Origin of the sequence: Salmonella sp. SJTUF14076, from assembly GCF_015534835.1 — a bacterium.
Lineage (GTDB): Bacteria > Pseudomonadota > Gammaproteobacteria > Enterobacterales > Enterobacteriaceae > Salmonella > Salmonella enterica.
The window spans coordinates 4,031,100-4,046,483 of the sequence record NZ_CP064674.1 but is presented as its reverse complement, the minus strand read 5'-3'; the positions used below and the strand labels follow the sequence as shown (position 1 = coordinate 4,046,483).

General features: G+C 47.2%; 10 protein-coding genes. 7 read left to right on the top strand and 3 right to left on the bottom strand.

From position 1 onward, the window contains the following. The first annotated feature begins 1 nt into the window (after window position 1). The 5 genes from HU143_RS19550 to HU143_RS19530 all read left to right on the top strand — a co-directional run bounded on the left by HU143_RS19550 (window position 2) and on the right by HU143_RS19530 (window position 9,252). Window positions 2-1,468: a hypothetical protein gene (locus tag HU143_RS19550; protein WP_023227001.1), complete on the top strand. Its 1,467-nt coding sequence runs from the start codon at window positions 2-4 to the stop codon at window positions 1,466-1,468. A 2-nt stretch (window positions 1,469-1,470) separates the two neighbouring features. After that, window positions 1,471-2,367 carry a hypothetical protein gene (locus tag HU143_RS19545; RefSeq protein WP_023227002.1) on the top strand — a complete coding sequence of 299 codons (897 nt, stop codon included), beginning with the start codon at window positions 1,471-1,473 and terminating at the stop codon, window positions 2,365-2,367. A gap of 2 nt (window positions 2,368-2,369) precedes the next feature. Beyond that, a complete protein-coding gene (locus tag HU143_RS19540; protein ID WP_053505592.1) occupies window positions 2,370-6,806 on the top strand; it encodes a hypothetical protein in 4,437 nt (1,478 codons plus the stop codon). Window positions 6,807-6,830: 24 nt separating this feature from the next. Then, a complete protein-coding gene (locus tag HU143_RS19535; RefSeq protein WP_023227004.1) occupies window positions 6,831-7,874 on the top strand; it encodes a Wadjet anti-phage system protein JetD domain-containing protein in 1,044 nt (347 codons plus the stop codon). 502 nt (window positions 7,875-8,376) lie between these two features. After that, entirely contained in the window at window positions 8,377-9,252 is an 876-nt protein-coding gene (locus HU143_RS19530; protein WP_023227005.1) for a phosphorothioated DNA-binding restriction endonuclease, read from the top strand. A 478-nt stretch (window positions 9,253-9,730) separates the two neighbouring features. Here HU143_RS19530 and HU143_RS19525 read toward each other — a convergent pair whose 3' ends face one another. From HU143_RS19525 to HU143_RS19515, 3 genes are all read right to left on the bottom strand, one after another. Then, window positions 9,731-10,447: a YebC/PmpR family DNA-binding transcriptional regulator gene (locus HU143_RS19525; protein WP_000532939.1), complete on the bottom strand. Its 717-nt coding sequence runs from the start codon at window positions 10,445-10,447 to the stop codon at window positions 9,731-9,733. Window positions 10,448-11,006: 559 nt separating this feature from the next. Next, entirely contained in the window at window positions 11,007-12,638 is a 1,632-nt protein-coding gene (locus HU143_RS19520) for a class I SAM-dependent methyltransferase (protein WP_077909978.1), read from the bottom strand. Window positions 12,639-12,642: 4 nt separating this feature from the next. Beyond that, window positions 12,643-12,900, bottom strand: coding sequence for a YjhX family toxin (locus HU143_RS19515; RefSeq protein WP_001054380.1), 258 nt, complete (start codon window positions 12,898-12,900; stop codon window positions 12,643-12,645). Window positions 12,901-13,388: 488 nt separating this feature from the next. Between HU143_RS19515 and HU143_RS19510 the strand changes: the two genes are divergently transcribed. Continuing rightward, window positions 13,389-13,997: a DUF1062 domain-containing protein gene (locus HU143_RS19510; RefSeq protein ID WP_023227007.1), complete on the top strand. Its 609-nt coding sequence runs from the start codon at window positions 13,389-13,391 to the stop codon at window positions 13,995-13,997. Window positions 13,998-14,349: 352 nt separating this feature from the next. Beyond that, a complete protein-coding gene (locus tag HU143_RS19505) occupies window positions 14,350-15,261 on the top strand; it encodes an STM4504/CBY_0614 family protein (protein WP_023227008.1) in 912 nt (303 codons plus the stop codon). Window positions 15,262-15,384: the final 123 nt, after the last annotated feature.

Genomic DNA, 15,384 nt, shown 5'->3' with positions numbered 1-15,384 from the left:
TATGTCACTAGGGTTTTTGGAGCAGGCTCGTAATGAATCTATGGCACGCCGCGAGCTGACGATTCAATCTCACGCGTTGCTGGTAGTTCGGACGCTGGATTCAATATACAGCGCCCTACAGCGCAATCCGTTTGATGGCTTCGAGCTTGATGCACTGGCGGCAATTATGTATCTCTTTGACGCCATGCTTTATTATGCTGACCGCGAGCGCCAGCCAGGTATGACGCGTAAAGAAGCGGAACTATGTCTGGTTGGGCACCTCAATGAAGCCTATCCGGGACAAGAAGCGTCCGACTACGCGCAAGTTGCCAGCAAGATTTTTGCGGCGATCAAAGACCCTTTCCGTCTCAGTTATTACGACTTCTCGCAACGAACGCATTCCGAAGAGCAGATAGTCCGTCTGGTACGCTATGACCAGCTATCCGGCTCAGATGATATTCTCTGGTCGCTGACCGATGAAGGAATGCTGTTCTATACCCTCCGTTTGGATGAAACACCGATAGAACGCGCTGCGATTCTGGCCTGGCGCACGCTTAAAACCATCCGTCGCGGTGAGATCGACAAGGCAGTACACCAGATCCAATCAACGCAGCGGCAACTGGAGCAATATCTGATTGGGATGCGGATGAAAGTGCGTGCTGCCCAGTCTGGTGATTTGAGTGCATCTTATGCACACGATATCCGTCCCGTACTCAATGATTCCTTTGATAAAACCCGAGAGGTTTTGGAACATATCCAGAACTCAATGTCGGCCATTACCGAAATGTTGGTTGAAGGAAGTTCGAAATTAAATCCCGACAAATTAAATAAGCTACGTAGGGCACAGGAGATTTTTGCTGAGGTCTGCGCTTTTACGCAGCGCTATCAAGACTGCTTACTTGATGTTAACAAAGATTTTGAGCGAGCTCGTCTGAAACTCATTATTCCCAGAGATAATACCCTCTTCCGGGAAACACTGGAAAAAGGTGCACTCAAGCCCTTGCTGTCTCATTCCCCCGACACTGTCGAAAAGGAAATCGATGGTCTCACCGCACGCCTGTTGGCTCCCCGAAGACAGGATGATGATCGGCACATTCTGTTTGACCTTGAGGCGCTGCTGAACCTTTATCTCGATAGATTTGAACAGGCGCTTCCACATGAGATACAGGACCCCACTGATCAGCCTGTAGCTATTGAAACCAACCTGCGAGGTATTCCTGAATCTGTCATTAAAAAATGCAGCGATTGGGTTAGTGACCGATTGAAGAATTGGGGGCATGTGAGCTTTAGAGATGTTTTTGACGCCTATGAGTGCGAAGAATTATCCGAACAAGAACAACAGATTTGTTTACTTCATATTGGCAGCCTGGCAGCTAACAGCGATCCCGCAATAGAAGTGGAGATAGACGACGCTATCGAAACAACGCTCTGGCGGGCTAACAATGTCAAACTGTTAACGGTCGCTCCCTTATACCCCTTTGAGGAGTAGTTATGTACGACAACGCGCATCAACAAGCGAAACGCTACGCCGAGATTGCCACACAGGCAATTATGAATTCACTGGGATATAAAATGGGGGATGAGCTGATTCAACGTGCGCTTGATCTGCAAGGTGATGCCCTGTTCGCAGAGATTATCCGTGGCGTCGCGACAGGTATGAAATTGCGGTATCTCGGGATTCATGAGACCTACGGGGTATTACTGGCTGCAGATGGCCGAGGTCCATTTTCCCCATCTTTGGGTTGGCTGAACAAACGCTTGCTACCTGAAACAATGGCTGAGCAACAGGGTAAGGAACGGAAAGAACAGCGCCTGTTTGCAGGCTTAACTCTGATTGCGTTGCTGGCTGATTTGTTTCCAACTCCAGACACCGTTCGTGTCGAATTCGGTCAGAGTAACGCCATTAATGCCGCCTCGGTGGTAGCCAGGCTCAATAATGTTGCCGACCAGGTGATTGCCCAGCGCAAGGCCGAGGGTGACGATACCGTAGATGGCCTACTTATGGCGGCCAGGTTTGTGCAGGAAGAACGTATTCCCCGTATTCACGACGAAAAGGTAGGGCGTGTCTCGAGTATTCGCTCGCAAACAGAAATGGCAACGCGCTGGATACAACTGCTGCAGGAGGAAGGCTTTCTGGCCGAAGACAGCAGTCTGTCGGGAGAGTCCGACTGGTATCCGACCCAAAAACTCAAACATTATCTGCGCCATACTGGCATCGAAGAGACGGTGCGCTTTGTCATGAGCATCAGTCCAGCCGTAGAAGAACGGTCGTCCGATTTAGCTGAAAGCGATCTTGCAGCATTAGCAGATACCCTGGAGTTTCCTTCGCTCAATGAACGTCCAGTTACAACTGGAACCACAGAAACGCAACGCTTGAAGGAGATTTAAGCATGTGGCTGATTAAACGGGTTTATATGGATGGCGCAGGCCATGAAGAAGCTTTCTACAAGGACCTCACACTGGACTATATTGGCCTGTCTCAAGCGGTCGGTAGCCCTGTTGTTGAAGGCCTGCGCTCGCCCGTCAGAAATGCGAAGGTGGTGACCAGTACTTATCAGCAGCTTGTAAATGGGGGCGGTAAGTCAACCTACATCGCGCTGCTGTTATCGATTTTTGAGCCGTCCGTTAGTGACTTCACCCAATATCTGGCAAATCATCGCCAGAGTGAATACCACTACCGCAATTACTTCTATAAAGAACTCTCTGTTGTTTTGGTTGAGATGGTCAATGAATCAGGACAAACGTTATTACTGGGACATGCTCATCAGCGTAATGGAGATGATGTTGACCGCACACTGTTTATTTGTGATGCGCCCGACTCCCTGATGGGCGCGCCGTTTGATGAAGTCCCTTCTTATTCCCGCGCGGAACGCAATTCTGAGCTGCGCCCCTATGCCAATAGCCTGCGCAGTTTTGATAGCTGGCTTAATCTCAAGGCCGGTAGTGAAGGCGGTATGCATTGGCGTAAAACCACCAGACAGAACGAGTGGCGCGCATTTTTACTGGAACAACAAATTAACGTTGATCTTATCAAAACAATGGTGACCTTCAACTCCGAAGAAGGTGGCCTGACCCGTTTTATTGAATACAAAACTGAACATGATTTCCTTGGCGCGTTCTTCGCCTGCACCATGTCTAAAGATGCGGCTGAGCGGCTGCGGGAACTGGTAGCGCATGAAGTTGAACGTCAGGGAGAGTTAGAGGGGATCCGTCGTAACGAGTCCTTCCTGAAGGATGTGCTGGCTAACTGGCTGGCATTTCTTGATCCGGCTAAACAGCTGGAAAGCATCCAGGCGCAGCAGCAACTGCTGGATGATGGCTTCCGAGAAGCAATGCGCGATCTCGCAGCCTTTGTCGGGGATGCTCAGGTTGAACAGACGCAGCTTGAAGATAACATGGATAGTTTGCAAACGCATATTGGCCAGGCGATGTCTCTGCGTGAGCAGTTAGGTAAGCGCAGAGCACTGCTTGAATATGATCTCGTGCAGCATCAGTTCGACAAACAAAAAGCGATAGTCGATGCGCTTCAAGACGAAGCCGATACCAATCAGCGCCAGATTGAGATTACTCACGCTGCTATAGACTACAAAGCCTATGCTAAGGCCCTGAATGAGTACCGCCAGGCAGATGAAGATCTGAAGGTATTCCAAAGTGAAACGGAAAGGCCGCTACAGGTGATTTTCGAGCGTACTGCTGGCGAAGCCTTGGGCACATTAGAGTGGGCAATCGACAGACATCGACAGCAGGAGGCTACGCTTGAGAAAGAATTAGGGCAGATGGATAGGGAAAGCAATACCCTTAAACAATCATACGACGATCTACAAAAGATGTTGGGTGGCCTGGAGGCGGATCGTGAGAGGTATAAAAGAGACAAACGGCAGGGTGAATCGCAACGGAATGAATTATGTGAAGCAGGGTTGATCCAAAAGGGTGAAACACCGGTAGCAGCCCAATACCGACTGGAATTAACCTTACGCGATGCACAGCAGAGTGAAGAATTGGCTAATACAATTCTTCATCAGAAAGAGCAGGCGCTGGAAGCACAGCTGAATGTTGTGCGGGAGGCATCAATTGAGAAAAGTGAGGCCCAGCAAAAACTCATTCTGGCTGAACAAAAACACCAGTCAGCTGTGGATAGTGCCTTACTTTTAGCAAAAACCTATCAAAAACTGCCAACGTCAACGCAACATGATCTAGATATTGAAGACACGAGTTGGCACAGCGAGCTGTGTGGATTGCAGCTCGACAAAGTATTGAATGCGAACGCTCAAACGCTGAATGGAATGAAAGAGCGTTTACTGCAAGCCCGGCACGAACTGGACGAGTTAAGGATGACGGGACATGAACTGGTCGCTAAGCTGGTCAATCAGGCACTTGAAGCGTTTTATGCGGCGGGCATTGCACGGGATAAGCTCTGGATATTTCCACATTATTTGGCCTCTGTTTACAACGATGATGCACAAAAGATTGCAGCGGTGATCGATCAAAACCCTGGCCGCTACCTGAGCCTAGTCGCACTCGACAATGTAACGTTTGAACAGGTCCATAAAATTAGTGAGATCCTGCCCTGGAAGAAGGCACCTATTGCTATTTACTTGCTGGATGAAGCACAAGATCTCCGCCGAGAAACGTCTGAATTAGTACAGGTCGTCCTCTCAAACCCCGATAAGCACGGATATAGTCAGGCCGCTTACGAAGCCCGGCTGCAAGACCTGGAGAATATCGTAGCGTTGCAGGAAGTCAGTGTGAAGGCTGCGGAGAGCGCCCTTAATGTACTGAAATCTTTCAGGAATGACTGGCGTCTGCATTACGAACAGTATGGTAAGCATTGGGCGGGACTGCTTGACCAACGGGAGCTGGCTCTCTTAATACTGGAAAATGCTGATGCAGCACTTAAGCAAGCTGAGCATGATGAGCAAACACTGCGTGACGAGAAGAGAGATGTCCAGGTGCGGTTAAACAACGCCCGACAGCAGAAAATTCAGGCAGAAAAAGCGCATGATAAACTGAGTCTTTTTGTAGAAACAGAATGGGCGAAGCGTGAAACGGCGATAATGAAACTGGAGCAGTTAGCTGCACAGATTCAACGAAGCAAGGGCACTCTTTGCACCCAGAGAGAGAAACTGGAACGACTGAGCGAGATCGAGAAGAACAAGCTCTCCGAGAAAACCCTTTTAAATATCCAGATGGGCAACTGGAGTAATCTGTGTAACGAGCCGTTCTATTCAGAGATTATGGCGACTGAAGGTATGGAAGGACGAAGCCCCGAAGATGCCCATGAGATGGCAGCTCAGGCGCACAAAAAATTGCTCGAAGCAGCCAACGGTGATCAAGTGACCGCTCTCAAGCAACAACTGAAAGATGCTAAACAGGCACAACGTTACGCCTCTGAGCGTTTGACCGCTCAACCCACCTACAATACATATCCGGACGAGGTAAAAGCGGCGGCCATCAATGAACTAACGGTAATTAATAATCGCATCGTACGCCTCAACAAACAGCAGAAGCAATTCACGCAAAATCTAATTAATTCTCAGGTAACTCTGCAAAATTTTTCCCAAAGCTGTGAGGAGGCTAGTAAAGCAATTGACGAGGATTTTGTCTGGGAAGAGAAGCCCATTGAGATAGAGACAATCCAAACGTCTCTGGCTGAAATCGTCAACAGCCTCCATGAAATTGAATACCAGCTAAAACTTCAACTGGAGCAAAAGAAGCTGCAGTTGCAAAAGATGGAAAATGTGAAAGAGCGGCTGCAGAACGCCAAAACAGCTCAAGCGATGATTCAGCCCATTACGCCGACCTCTGCGGCGGGTCTACCTGGCAGGATCCAGAGCATCACTGAATATACTGACGATCTGGTTACACAATGCCAAAAGTATGCCGGTCTAAATGAAACGCTAAAACAGCAAAATATACGCGTCTCTACGGTCTGGGGAAAATTCCGCAAACGGATCGAAGAAGAGTTGGCCAAGGATCCAGATGCCCGAGCCAGTCAGGAATACTTACGGCAGTTGGACTCAATCGCAACTTATCATGAAGTGCTGGGCGATTTGGACAGGGTCGGTACAGGGATCACGCAGGTATTCGAAGCTGTGCAGGACAGCCTGGAACAATTCCAGCGTTCGATTGATCTGACTGTCACCCATCTGACTGCTCATCTGGAGGGGGCGATTAAACTTCTCAAGCGCGCGATGTCGGTCAAAATTCCTGAGGATTGCCCCGTACTGCCTGGTCGGCCCATTATCAAAATGACCGATCGGCTGAATGATGTTGCCGCTGATCTCAGGGGTTTTGCCAGCAGCCGCCTGCAGCAGTGGATAGCCAAGGGACAGATACCCCGAGCGCCCAATCGGGACGCCTTGACAGCTGATTTGGTTCAGTCGGTATTTGGCGAAGGGGAGCTGGAGGTGCGTTTGCTGAAGACGAATGCCAGCCGTCCACAATGGACTCCTGTCACCCGACTTGAAGGTTCGGGTGGACAGCGCCTTACATCTGCCTTTTTACTGTTTGTGACGGTTGGTAAAGTACGAGAGTACGATACGGGTATTTCAAGTGCAGGATTCTTGTTAGCCGATAACCCGCTGGGTAAATCGAATGCCGATGATCTAATGCGAATTCAAACCCAAATGGCCAAAGCCTATAAAATCCAGCTCATCTACCTGACTGGTATTTCGGATGAAAACGCCCAATCAATGTTTGATAACCATCTCTTCCTGAATAAATTTCAAAAACTGAGGCGGCGCGATTTGGTAACCGTTGATAAAGAACGCCATGCCCTGTGGGCGGCTTCTCTGGCTGCTAAGCCACAGTTCGCTCCCGTCATTTAAGGTTGATATGAGATGAGTAGCGTAATGATCTGGCTATCCCGACTGGAGTCGACAGCCAATAAACATCGTCTTGCCGCTGGTAAGGCCGCCCGTACAGTGAAAGCTAATGTGGTGCTGGATGAGGTGATACGCGTCCACAACCAGGAGGCCTTGGCTCAGGATGCACCTGATTTGCTCAGTCAGGCTGTTACGCAACTGCTTCTGAAGGACTGGCGGGCTCAGCCTAAGCGCAAAGTGAGTTGGCAGCGCTATTGGCGGGGTATGAGCCTGCCAAGTACTTTTGTTTACGAAGGTGCCATCGTTCCTACGAAGACAATATCAGAAGTAGCCTGGCATCCCTGGTTAGCGCAACGTATTACAGGACAACTGACCCAGCCAATCAAGGCACGCTTACAACAGCTGAATACATATCTTTTTCGCCAAACCGAGGGCGACAAGTCACTATTCCCAGGCTTGCTTGGGCATCGTGAGCGGTCTCTGCTTATATTTGGTGACGAAAAAGCGCTGGACTCCTTGCCGCCTGATGGCTGGAAGCATGTCATTCTGACTTTGGCTGATATGGGCGCGTTTCGACGTGCACCGCCTTTACCGTATGAGTCATCATATTGCCATGATCTTCCGGCTATCATTGTTGAAAACTCCGATGTGTATTATCGACTATGCCAACTTAATCGAGTTCAGACTCGCTGGTCACTGGTCATTTACGGCGCAGGTAACAAAGTATCCGGCCAGGCGGAGTGCGTGTCACAACTTCTTGAGGTCGAAAAGGTAGAACAGCTACTTTATTTTGGCGATCTGGATGTTGCGGGCTTAAAAATCGCCCATCAGTTGCATTGTAAGTTGCTTAACGATTACGGTATCAGCTTGCATTTAGATGAATGGCTTTATAATGAACTGATATCAAATAGTCTGATGACAGCAGAAGGGAACGCCAACAACGAACGGTTTGATTTCGAATTACAGTGTGGCTGGATGCCACAGTTTGTTTTACGAGAAATGAAGACTCTTCTGGCGATCCATCAGCGTCTACCTCAAGAAGGCGTGGCTTCTTTAGGTTTAGTCATATAGTTCGAATCCTAATGTGTTTTTTAGGGGATAGCCTACTTATAATACAGGTGGGCACTCCTGTCGGAGAGTAACCTTTACTGCTGATTTATTATTTATCGTGACCGATGATATATATTTGCTAATCATATGGGCTCCATTTATTGAGAATAAAGATCCAACTTTGTGATCTTTCACCCAGTATTCAATTTTATGTCCCATTCTGGGGGCAAATCCCCAAAGTAAAACCTCACAACTCATTTATTTTCAACAAATTAAACCAAAAGGCGAGTCCGGACTTCGCTCCAGGATCATATAAATGAACCTCAACTGAGATCTTTTTTATGTCTAAAATCCAGAAGTTACCTACCTTTCTCGGTTGAGCGCTGTGTTTTTTCCGTTGTTATCAGAATGCTAACTGTCAGTACAGAGCCGACAGACAAAAAGTATGTCTGCAATAATGTCTTGAATGTACATATAGTTGCGAGCATCATCGCAACTATGTGCTCATGGATTCTTCAACGTAATGACCTCTGACAAAACCCTAAAGCAAGCGATATCAAATATTACTATTTGGCGCAAAGGCGAACAGCGAGCGCCGCATAAGCCGTTATTGCTGTTATATGTCCTCTCGCACTATCGGCAGGGGCACGATCGTCTATTTGATTATGGTTCTGAAATTCATGAGCAATTGCTGGATTTGCTGGAACGCTATGGGCCACAGCGCCGTGAACAGCGCCCGGATATGCCGTTCTGGCGTCTGAAGGGCGATGGTTTCTGGGAATTGCAAAACGCGGAATTCTGCTCAACCAGCGGTAGCCGCCAGCCGCCCAAGCGCGAACTCATTGAATATAATGTTGCTGGTGGGTTTGATGTCGACAATTTCGCGCTGGTAACAAAAAAACGTAATCTAATCGACACGCTGGCGCAGCAGATCCTTGAGGCGCATTTTCCGACCAGTATTCAGGAAGACATCGCTGACGAGATGGGTTTTGATATTCGCACCTCTCTCCGTCAACGCGATCCGAAGTTTCGCCAGGCGGTGCTACGAGCTTACAATTATCAATGTGCGGTCTGCGGCTTCAATATGCGTCACGACAACGCCCCTATAGCCCTTGAAGCAGCCCATATCAGATGGAAGCAGCATCATGGTCCTTGTGAAGTGCCTAATGGCCTGGCGTTGTGCGCAATTCATCATAAAGCGTTCGATCGTGGTTCGATTGGCCTGGATGAAAATATGCGTGTGATAGTTTCCGACGCGGTGAATGGTGGCGGAGTGGTACAGCGGCTGTTCTGGGATTTTGCGGGGAAAGAGATCGCGTTGCCCCCGGTTAAAGAAAATTATCCGGGTGAACGGTTTGTGGAATGGCACAAGAGGGAGGTGTTCAGAGGAGGGTATTGATCTGGGGGAGTATTTTGAGTGTGGTATACGTTATCTGTTAAAAATAGCTCCACATCAAAGGCATCAAAGTAATCGGCCACGGTTCTCGCACTATGGTCTGTAGCGCGCTGGTGGAGTCACACCTGTAGTCAAGCGACGCGTAGAGCGCCAGATGAGCCATCATGAGCGCAAGCGGAATTTATAAGGGCGGTGCCTTAAAGAGCACAGGGAGATTGTAAGCAACCCGATATTGCTGGCTTTTGCTTATCTTGCTGACGGGATTCGTCGTATGAAACATGAAAATTACCTCATGTTTTATATAAGGATTCGACACTATATCAAAACCGGTAACTCTCAACCTTTCAAGGCTATGTGTCAGATCAGGTCGTGATAAGACACATAAATTTAAAGATCTATATATCTGGCCAGATAGACTTTTTTATAACAGCTTTATAAATTAAACAAATCTGCCATAGAGACAGATTTGTTTAATTTATAATTAGAGGTTTGCAACGTTATGATATACTTTTTGCACATCATCATCATCTTCAAGGGCATCAACAAGTCCTTCAAAGATTTCTAAATCTTCTGGTGAAAGTTCAACTTCTGATTGAGCAATCATTTCTAATTCTGTTGTTGAAAATTCAGTAATTCCAGCTGCTTTTAGCGCTGCGATTCCTTTATGCAGGTCTGTAGCTTCAGTATAAATAACGATGTTCCCTTCTTCTTCGGTTACATCACGAACATCAACTTCAGCATCAAGCAAAATTTCAAAAATATGGTCAGGGTCTGTTCCTTTAAATACAATCACTCCAGTATTGTCAAACATATAGCTGACAGCACCTGCCGCTCCGATATTCCCGCCTTTTTTATTGAAAATTGTGCGGATATTAGCAATCGTACGGTTAACATTAGACGTCAACGTTTCAGCGATAACCATTGAACCATTGGGTCCAAAGCCTTCATAACGCCCTTGCACGAACGTTTCATCTCCGCCACCTTTGGCTTTATCAATGGCTTTATCAATAACATGTTTTGGAACCTGTGCTTGTTTCGCACGTTCAATAACGAATTTTAAAGCTGAGTTTGATTCCGGGTCTGGTTCACCTTGTTTAGCCGCAGCATAGATTTCTACACCAAATTTTGCATATACTTTGGACGTTGCACCGTCTTTAGCCGTTTTTTTAGCAACAATATTTGCCCATTTACGTCCCACTGGAAACATCTCCTCAAAAAATTATTTACATTAATGGCAGGTTAATAACCTGCATGTTTTTCTGCCGCATTATATCATAATATATAAATTCTCGTCTATGAGAAATAAAAACATCCAGCTTTTACGGGGGGTTACTTTGACTTTAACAATGGCTAATATGGTGGGTAAGTCATTTTTTAATTTTCTTCTGGTTCTTTTTTTATTTTTAATAATTGAATTGCAGCAATAACGTCTTATTGATGGTGGCTTCGCTCATCAGGTGAGGTGGAACGCTTGCACGTCTTGCGACATATTGTGGCAGAAACTTAATGGCGAAATTAAGAGCCTATCCCATTAGGGCTATTTTACTTGCCATTTTGGACCTGGGCAGTGCTCAAAATCCTCACGTACTACGTGTACGCTCCGGTTTTTGCGCGCTGTCCGTGTCCAAACTGGCTGCGCCAATAACGCCTGGTGGGATAGTCTCTAAGACGATATATTCCCGCCTTGAGCCGTGTTAATTTGTTGCACACTTTTAAATGGAGGTATACCTCTTGTAGGCTATACCTCCTGCTTCACGTTATCGCGCGATTAACGCAAATACGCCCCAGCCAAAGTATTCTCGCGTCCAGGTGACGTGACGTTTGGGGGCTGCCGTCAGTTCTGTTCGAACCTCTTGCGCAAACTCATCGTCAGGGTTTTCCTCCAGCCAGCGGCGCATGGTCATCCACTTCGCGGCTTCATATCTGTCCCAGCCTTGCGGGTCCGCCAGCACCATTTCCACTACGTCATAGCCGAGTTGGTCGAAAAAGGCGACCAACTCGGGCAGGGGACGAAAATCGGCGACGGATGAGACGCCACAGGCGTGGGCGATCTCTTCCGTTGCGGGGATCTGACGCCAGTACGGTTCACCGATGAGAATGAGCCCGCCAGGTTTGAGGCTTTTGGCCAGCAGATCTATTGTCCCCGCGACACCGCCCGCAATCCAGGTAGCGCCTACGCAGGCCGCCACGTCATATTTTTCCTCGTCGATATAACCGGCCGCGTCGTTATGAATAAAATGTACGTATTCACTGACGCCGAGCTCTTCTGCACGTTGTTTTGCCTGTGTGGTGAAGAGCGGGCTTATATCAATGCCAGTACCTGTAACACCGTAATCGCGAGCCCAGGTGCAGAGCATCTCACCCGAACCGCTACCGAGATCGAGAATCCGCGTGCCTGGTTTCATGCGTAACGCATGGCCCAGCGTGGCGTACTTTTCCGCTGTAAACGGATTATGGATACGGTGTTCGCTTTCGCTAATGGTAAAAATACGTGGGATATCCATTGGGTTATTCCTTTTACTGAGGGCAATACCCTCAGAAGTGGATGCTTTTTCAGCCAGCAGCGCAAACAGCTTGCCTGCAAAAGTCTCGCCGACCGGCCAGGTGTGACTGTCCGGGCGCTGCAACACAGTGAAGCCAGCATCACCAAGCAGGCTGATATATTCATCATCGCGCCAGGCCTTCATTTGACTGCCGAAACGGGTGGTACAGCCGTTTTCCGCTATCGCCCAGAACTGCGTTGAGCTGGTTTGGGCCTCTTCATCCCAGGCATTTTCCGTTAACAGCAGATGAGGCTCGGCAAGAAACAGGCCGTGCGGACAACGCTGCCAGCCTGGCTGCGCCATGCCCTGGCGTTTAACTTCATCGAAGGTATGCACTTCAACAAGCAGTTTGCCGTCCGGTTTCAACCACTGCGCGCAATGACTGATGAGGCTTTGCGCATCCGCAGCGCTAAAGACATTCAGTTCCCCAAACGTCATCATAATGAAATCAAAAGGTTCCGTGGGGTGGTATGTACGAATATCCTGCTGAATGTAGTCAATATTCAGGTTTGCGGCTTGCGCCTGCTGGCGAGCCCATGTGATGGATGCCGGAGAGAAATCTACGCCTGTGCAGTGAAACCCCCGCTCTGCTAACAGGTGGGTATAAAAACCGGGGCCACAGCCTAGATCCAGAATGCGGGCGCCTGCGGGTAACTGACGGGTAATCCATGTTACCTGTTGCTCAATCACGGTTAGCCGGCGGCTGGCCCAGTCGTGGTCCTGCGACAGATGATTTTCCAGCATGCGTTGGCTGAAGGCTGGCTCGTCCCAGGGGATTTTGCCTTCATCGGGTAATAGCCGAATGCGATGCGTTGCAAAAATAACGGCGCTGATATCCATCATCATCTCCTTAGCGATTGTCAGGCTGGGCGCGAACGTTGTTCAGCCCGGTTGTATTAATGCGGTAGGGCTGACCGTTAACGGATTTGATCAGCTTTTTGGTTTTGAGTTTTTTGAATACAGCGAGCGTGCAATCGGCGAGCAACAGCCCTTCGCGGCTATAGCACTCAACGGCGGTGACGCGGCCTGACGCATCGCGGATGTGCGTAATGCGTCCGCCTTTGGCGAGAACGTGTAAGGTACGTTGTTCCTGACGGGATAAATTCATACTGAAGAACCTGTTTAATCATCATAGGCAAAACGTGCAAACACACTGCGGTGTCCGCATTCGATTTCGGCGCATTGATAATCAGTCCGGCCTGAAAAGGTCGGGTAACTGATTATCAGATGATGACATTCTCCAGCATCAAAGCCTCGGGTTGAGTTGAAAGGTATTTACGTCGTGAATGATAACACCTGATTTCTGTAAGTGAATAACCGGGAGTGAAAAGTGTGATCTCAAAGGGAGGATCATGCGTTTAGTAAGTCAGTTGAATAGATCCCGCCGCTACCATAATGAATATTGATTAAACTCATATACCCGATAATGGCCGCTTTGATAATCTCGGCGTATCTTTTTAGCCATTGACAGGGTTGTTGCGTTGGAAATCTTTTTTTAACCCACTGAAAAATATCACTTAAATATTTTTCATACATAAACATTTATGGTCCGCTGAGTTCGGATCCGGTTTTGTATGGGTTAAAAAAAGGTACGTTATGAAAGTCATATGGACTGTCACTCCTGTGGGGTATCAGCGCATAGCGAAACGTTGCCCTTCATGCAGCGTAAAACGGGACTTCACGCCTTCTGGGGCATTTCGGGTTAATTCGCAAAAGAAGGTACTCGATGTCTGGAGTATCTATAAATGCACACACTGCGATTACACCTGGAATATCTCCCTGTTCTCGCGCCTGCCAGTCAGCAAAATTAACCGCGGTCTTTATTGCCGGCTGATGGCGAATGATGCTGCCACGGTGCAATATTTTGCTTATGACAACGCGATCCTGAAGCGAAACAATGCTGAATTATCGGGGCAGCCTGATTTTCACATTCAGGAACGGTGGCTGGTCAGTATCGCCTCCCACAAGCAGGTCAGTGTTAGCGTCAGGATTTCCCGTTCTTTTCAGGTCAGCCTGCTGTCGATTTTGAAGAAGCAACTCCTGCTAAGCGCAGCCGAAATCAAGAGACGGATTGAAACAGGGCAAATAAGTGGCGTCACGGTGAAAATGCTTAAATCGCGAAAACTGAAGAATGCGAAATATGATTTGCAGCTCTCTGTTGAAACACTGTATGACCGGCGAAGGATTGTTCTGACCCGTCGATAAAAACAATAAGCTCACCTTACGTTTAAGTGTGCTGGTATGGCAACGACGCAACGGAATGAAAGAAGGACTAAGGGACAGGTGAGCTTTAGTTGAATAACGCTTGTCTGTGGCATTCAGTGAAGACTGAATCGCCACGGATAATCCAGATTTTCGCACCAGTGACGATCAGCAGAATGACAAAGGGCGATGGGTTACAATTATCTGTAGAGTAAATAAATATGCACTCAACACAATTAAAAAATAAGAAAAAATGGCTCACTGTTGAGCTGATATTAATGCCTGAACCACTGAATTAGAGTAATGTGGCGCTATTCATAGCGTAATTTTTTCTGCTGCGGTTACAGGGGGAGGAATGCACACCTTTAGACCATACTCACTAAGGCATAGCGATCTGTTATATGAAGATATTCCGTTAGAAATACGCGAGCAAATAATCTTATTGATTATTAATACGTTAGGGAATTGCTCCTCTTTTTATGATATGACGTTATACTGCTATCATAATAGTCATTCTGACGAAGTTTATCGAAGAATATGTAAAACGTTGCGCAAAGAGTATGGCTTATTCACCTTATATGCGCATTCAACGTCATATCTGGATGAAATGAGTAATCTGTTATTAAAAACAGATGATAAAAGAAAACATATTGATACCATTGAGCTTGCTTTTAACTATATAGATACCTACCTTCGAACCTATGAAGTTACGCTTGGGTTAGAACCGGATAAGGCGATTAATGAATTAAATAATATATTTCATGAGCATAGTTTAAAATATCGCTATGAAAATGGTAGAATTGTAAGGTTGCGCAGAATAAAACGGCTTAAAAACATATGTTATTATTTGTACTCTCCTGGAGAGTATGGCTTTGTCGAATATGATCTTATGGAAGCGTATAATCGCCTGATACTTAATGATTTTGCCTGTGTCGTAAAGGAATGTCATGCAGCCTTCAGAAGCGTTATTCTCAGAATTCATGAGAGAAAAGGTATCGTATATCATGAACAAGATAGTTTAAATACACTAATGGCTAATCTGATGGCGAGAGGCGTTATATCTGCTGAATATGTACATAAATTTCATTTTTTAAGTGACGTGCTGGAGTCAGAAATATTTCTGCCGATGGCGCCAGAAAAATCGCATCATCACCACGCAATGATGCTCCGTATCTCTGAAGAGTTGGCCTGTAGTATCTATTATCTTACTGAGCGGAGTATATTTTTTCTTACCCAGCGGGCTGAAGAGGATGGTGTCGCGCCATAATCATAATAATGATCGCGCTGTCGCTCAGTCAGACTGGATCATCGTTATTTAAATTTGTTCAGACGTCGGAATTTTTTGTTCTGCCGTCTGTTTTTTTAGTGATGAGCTGTTCAGTGCAATAAT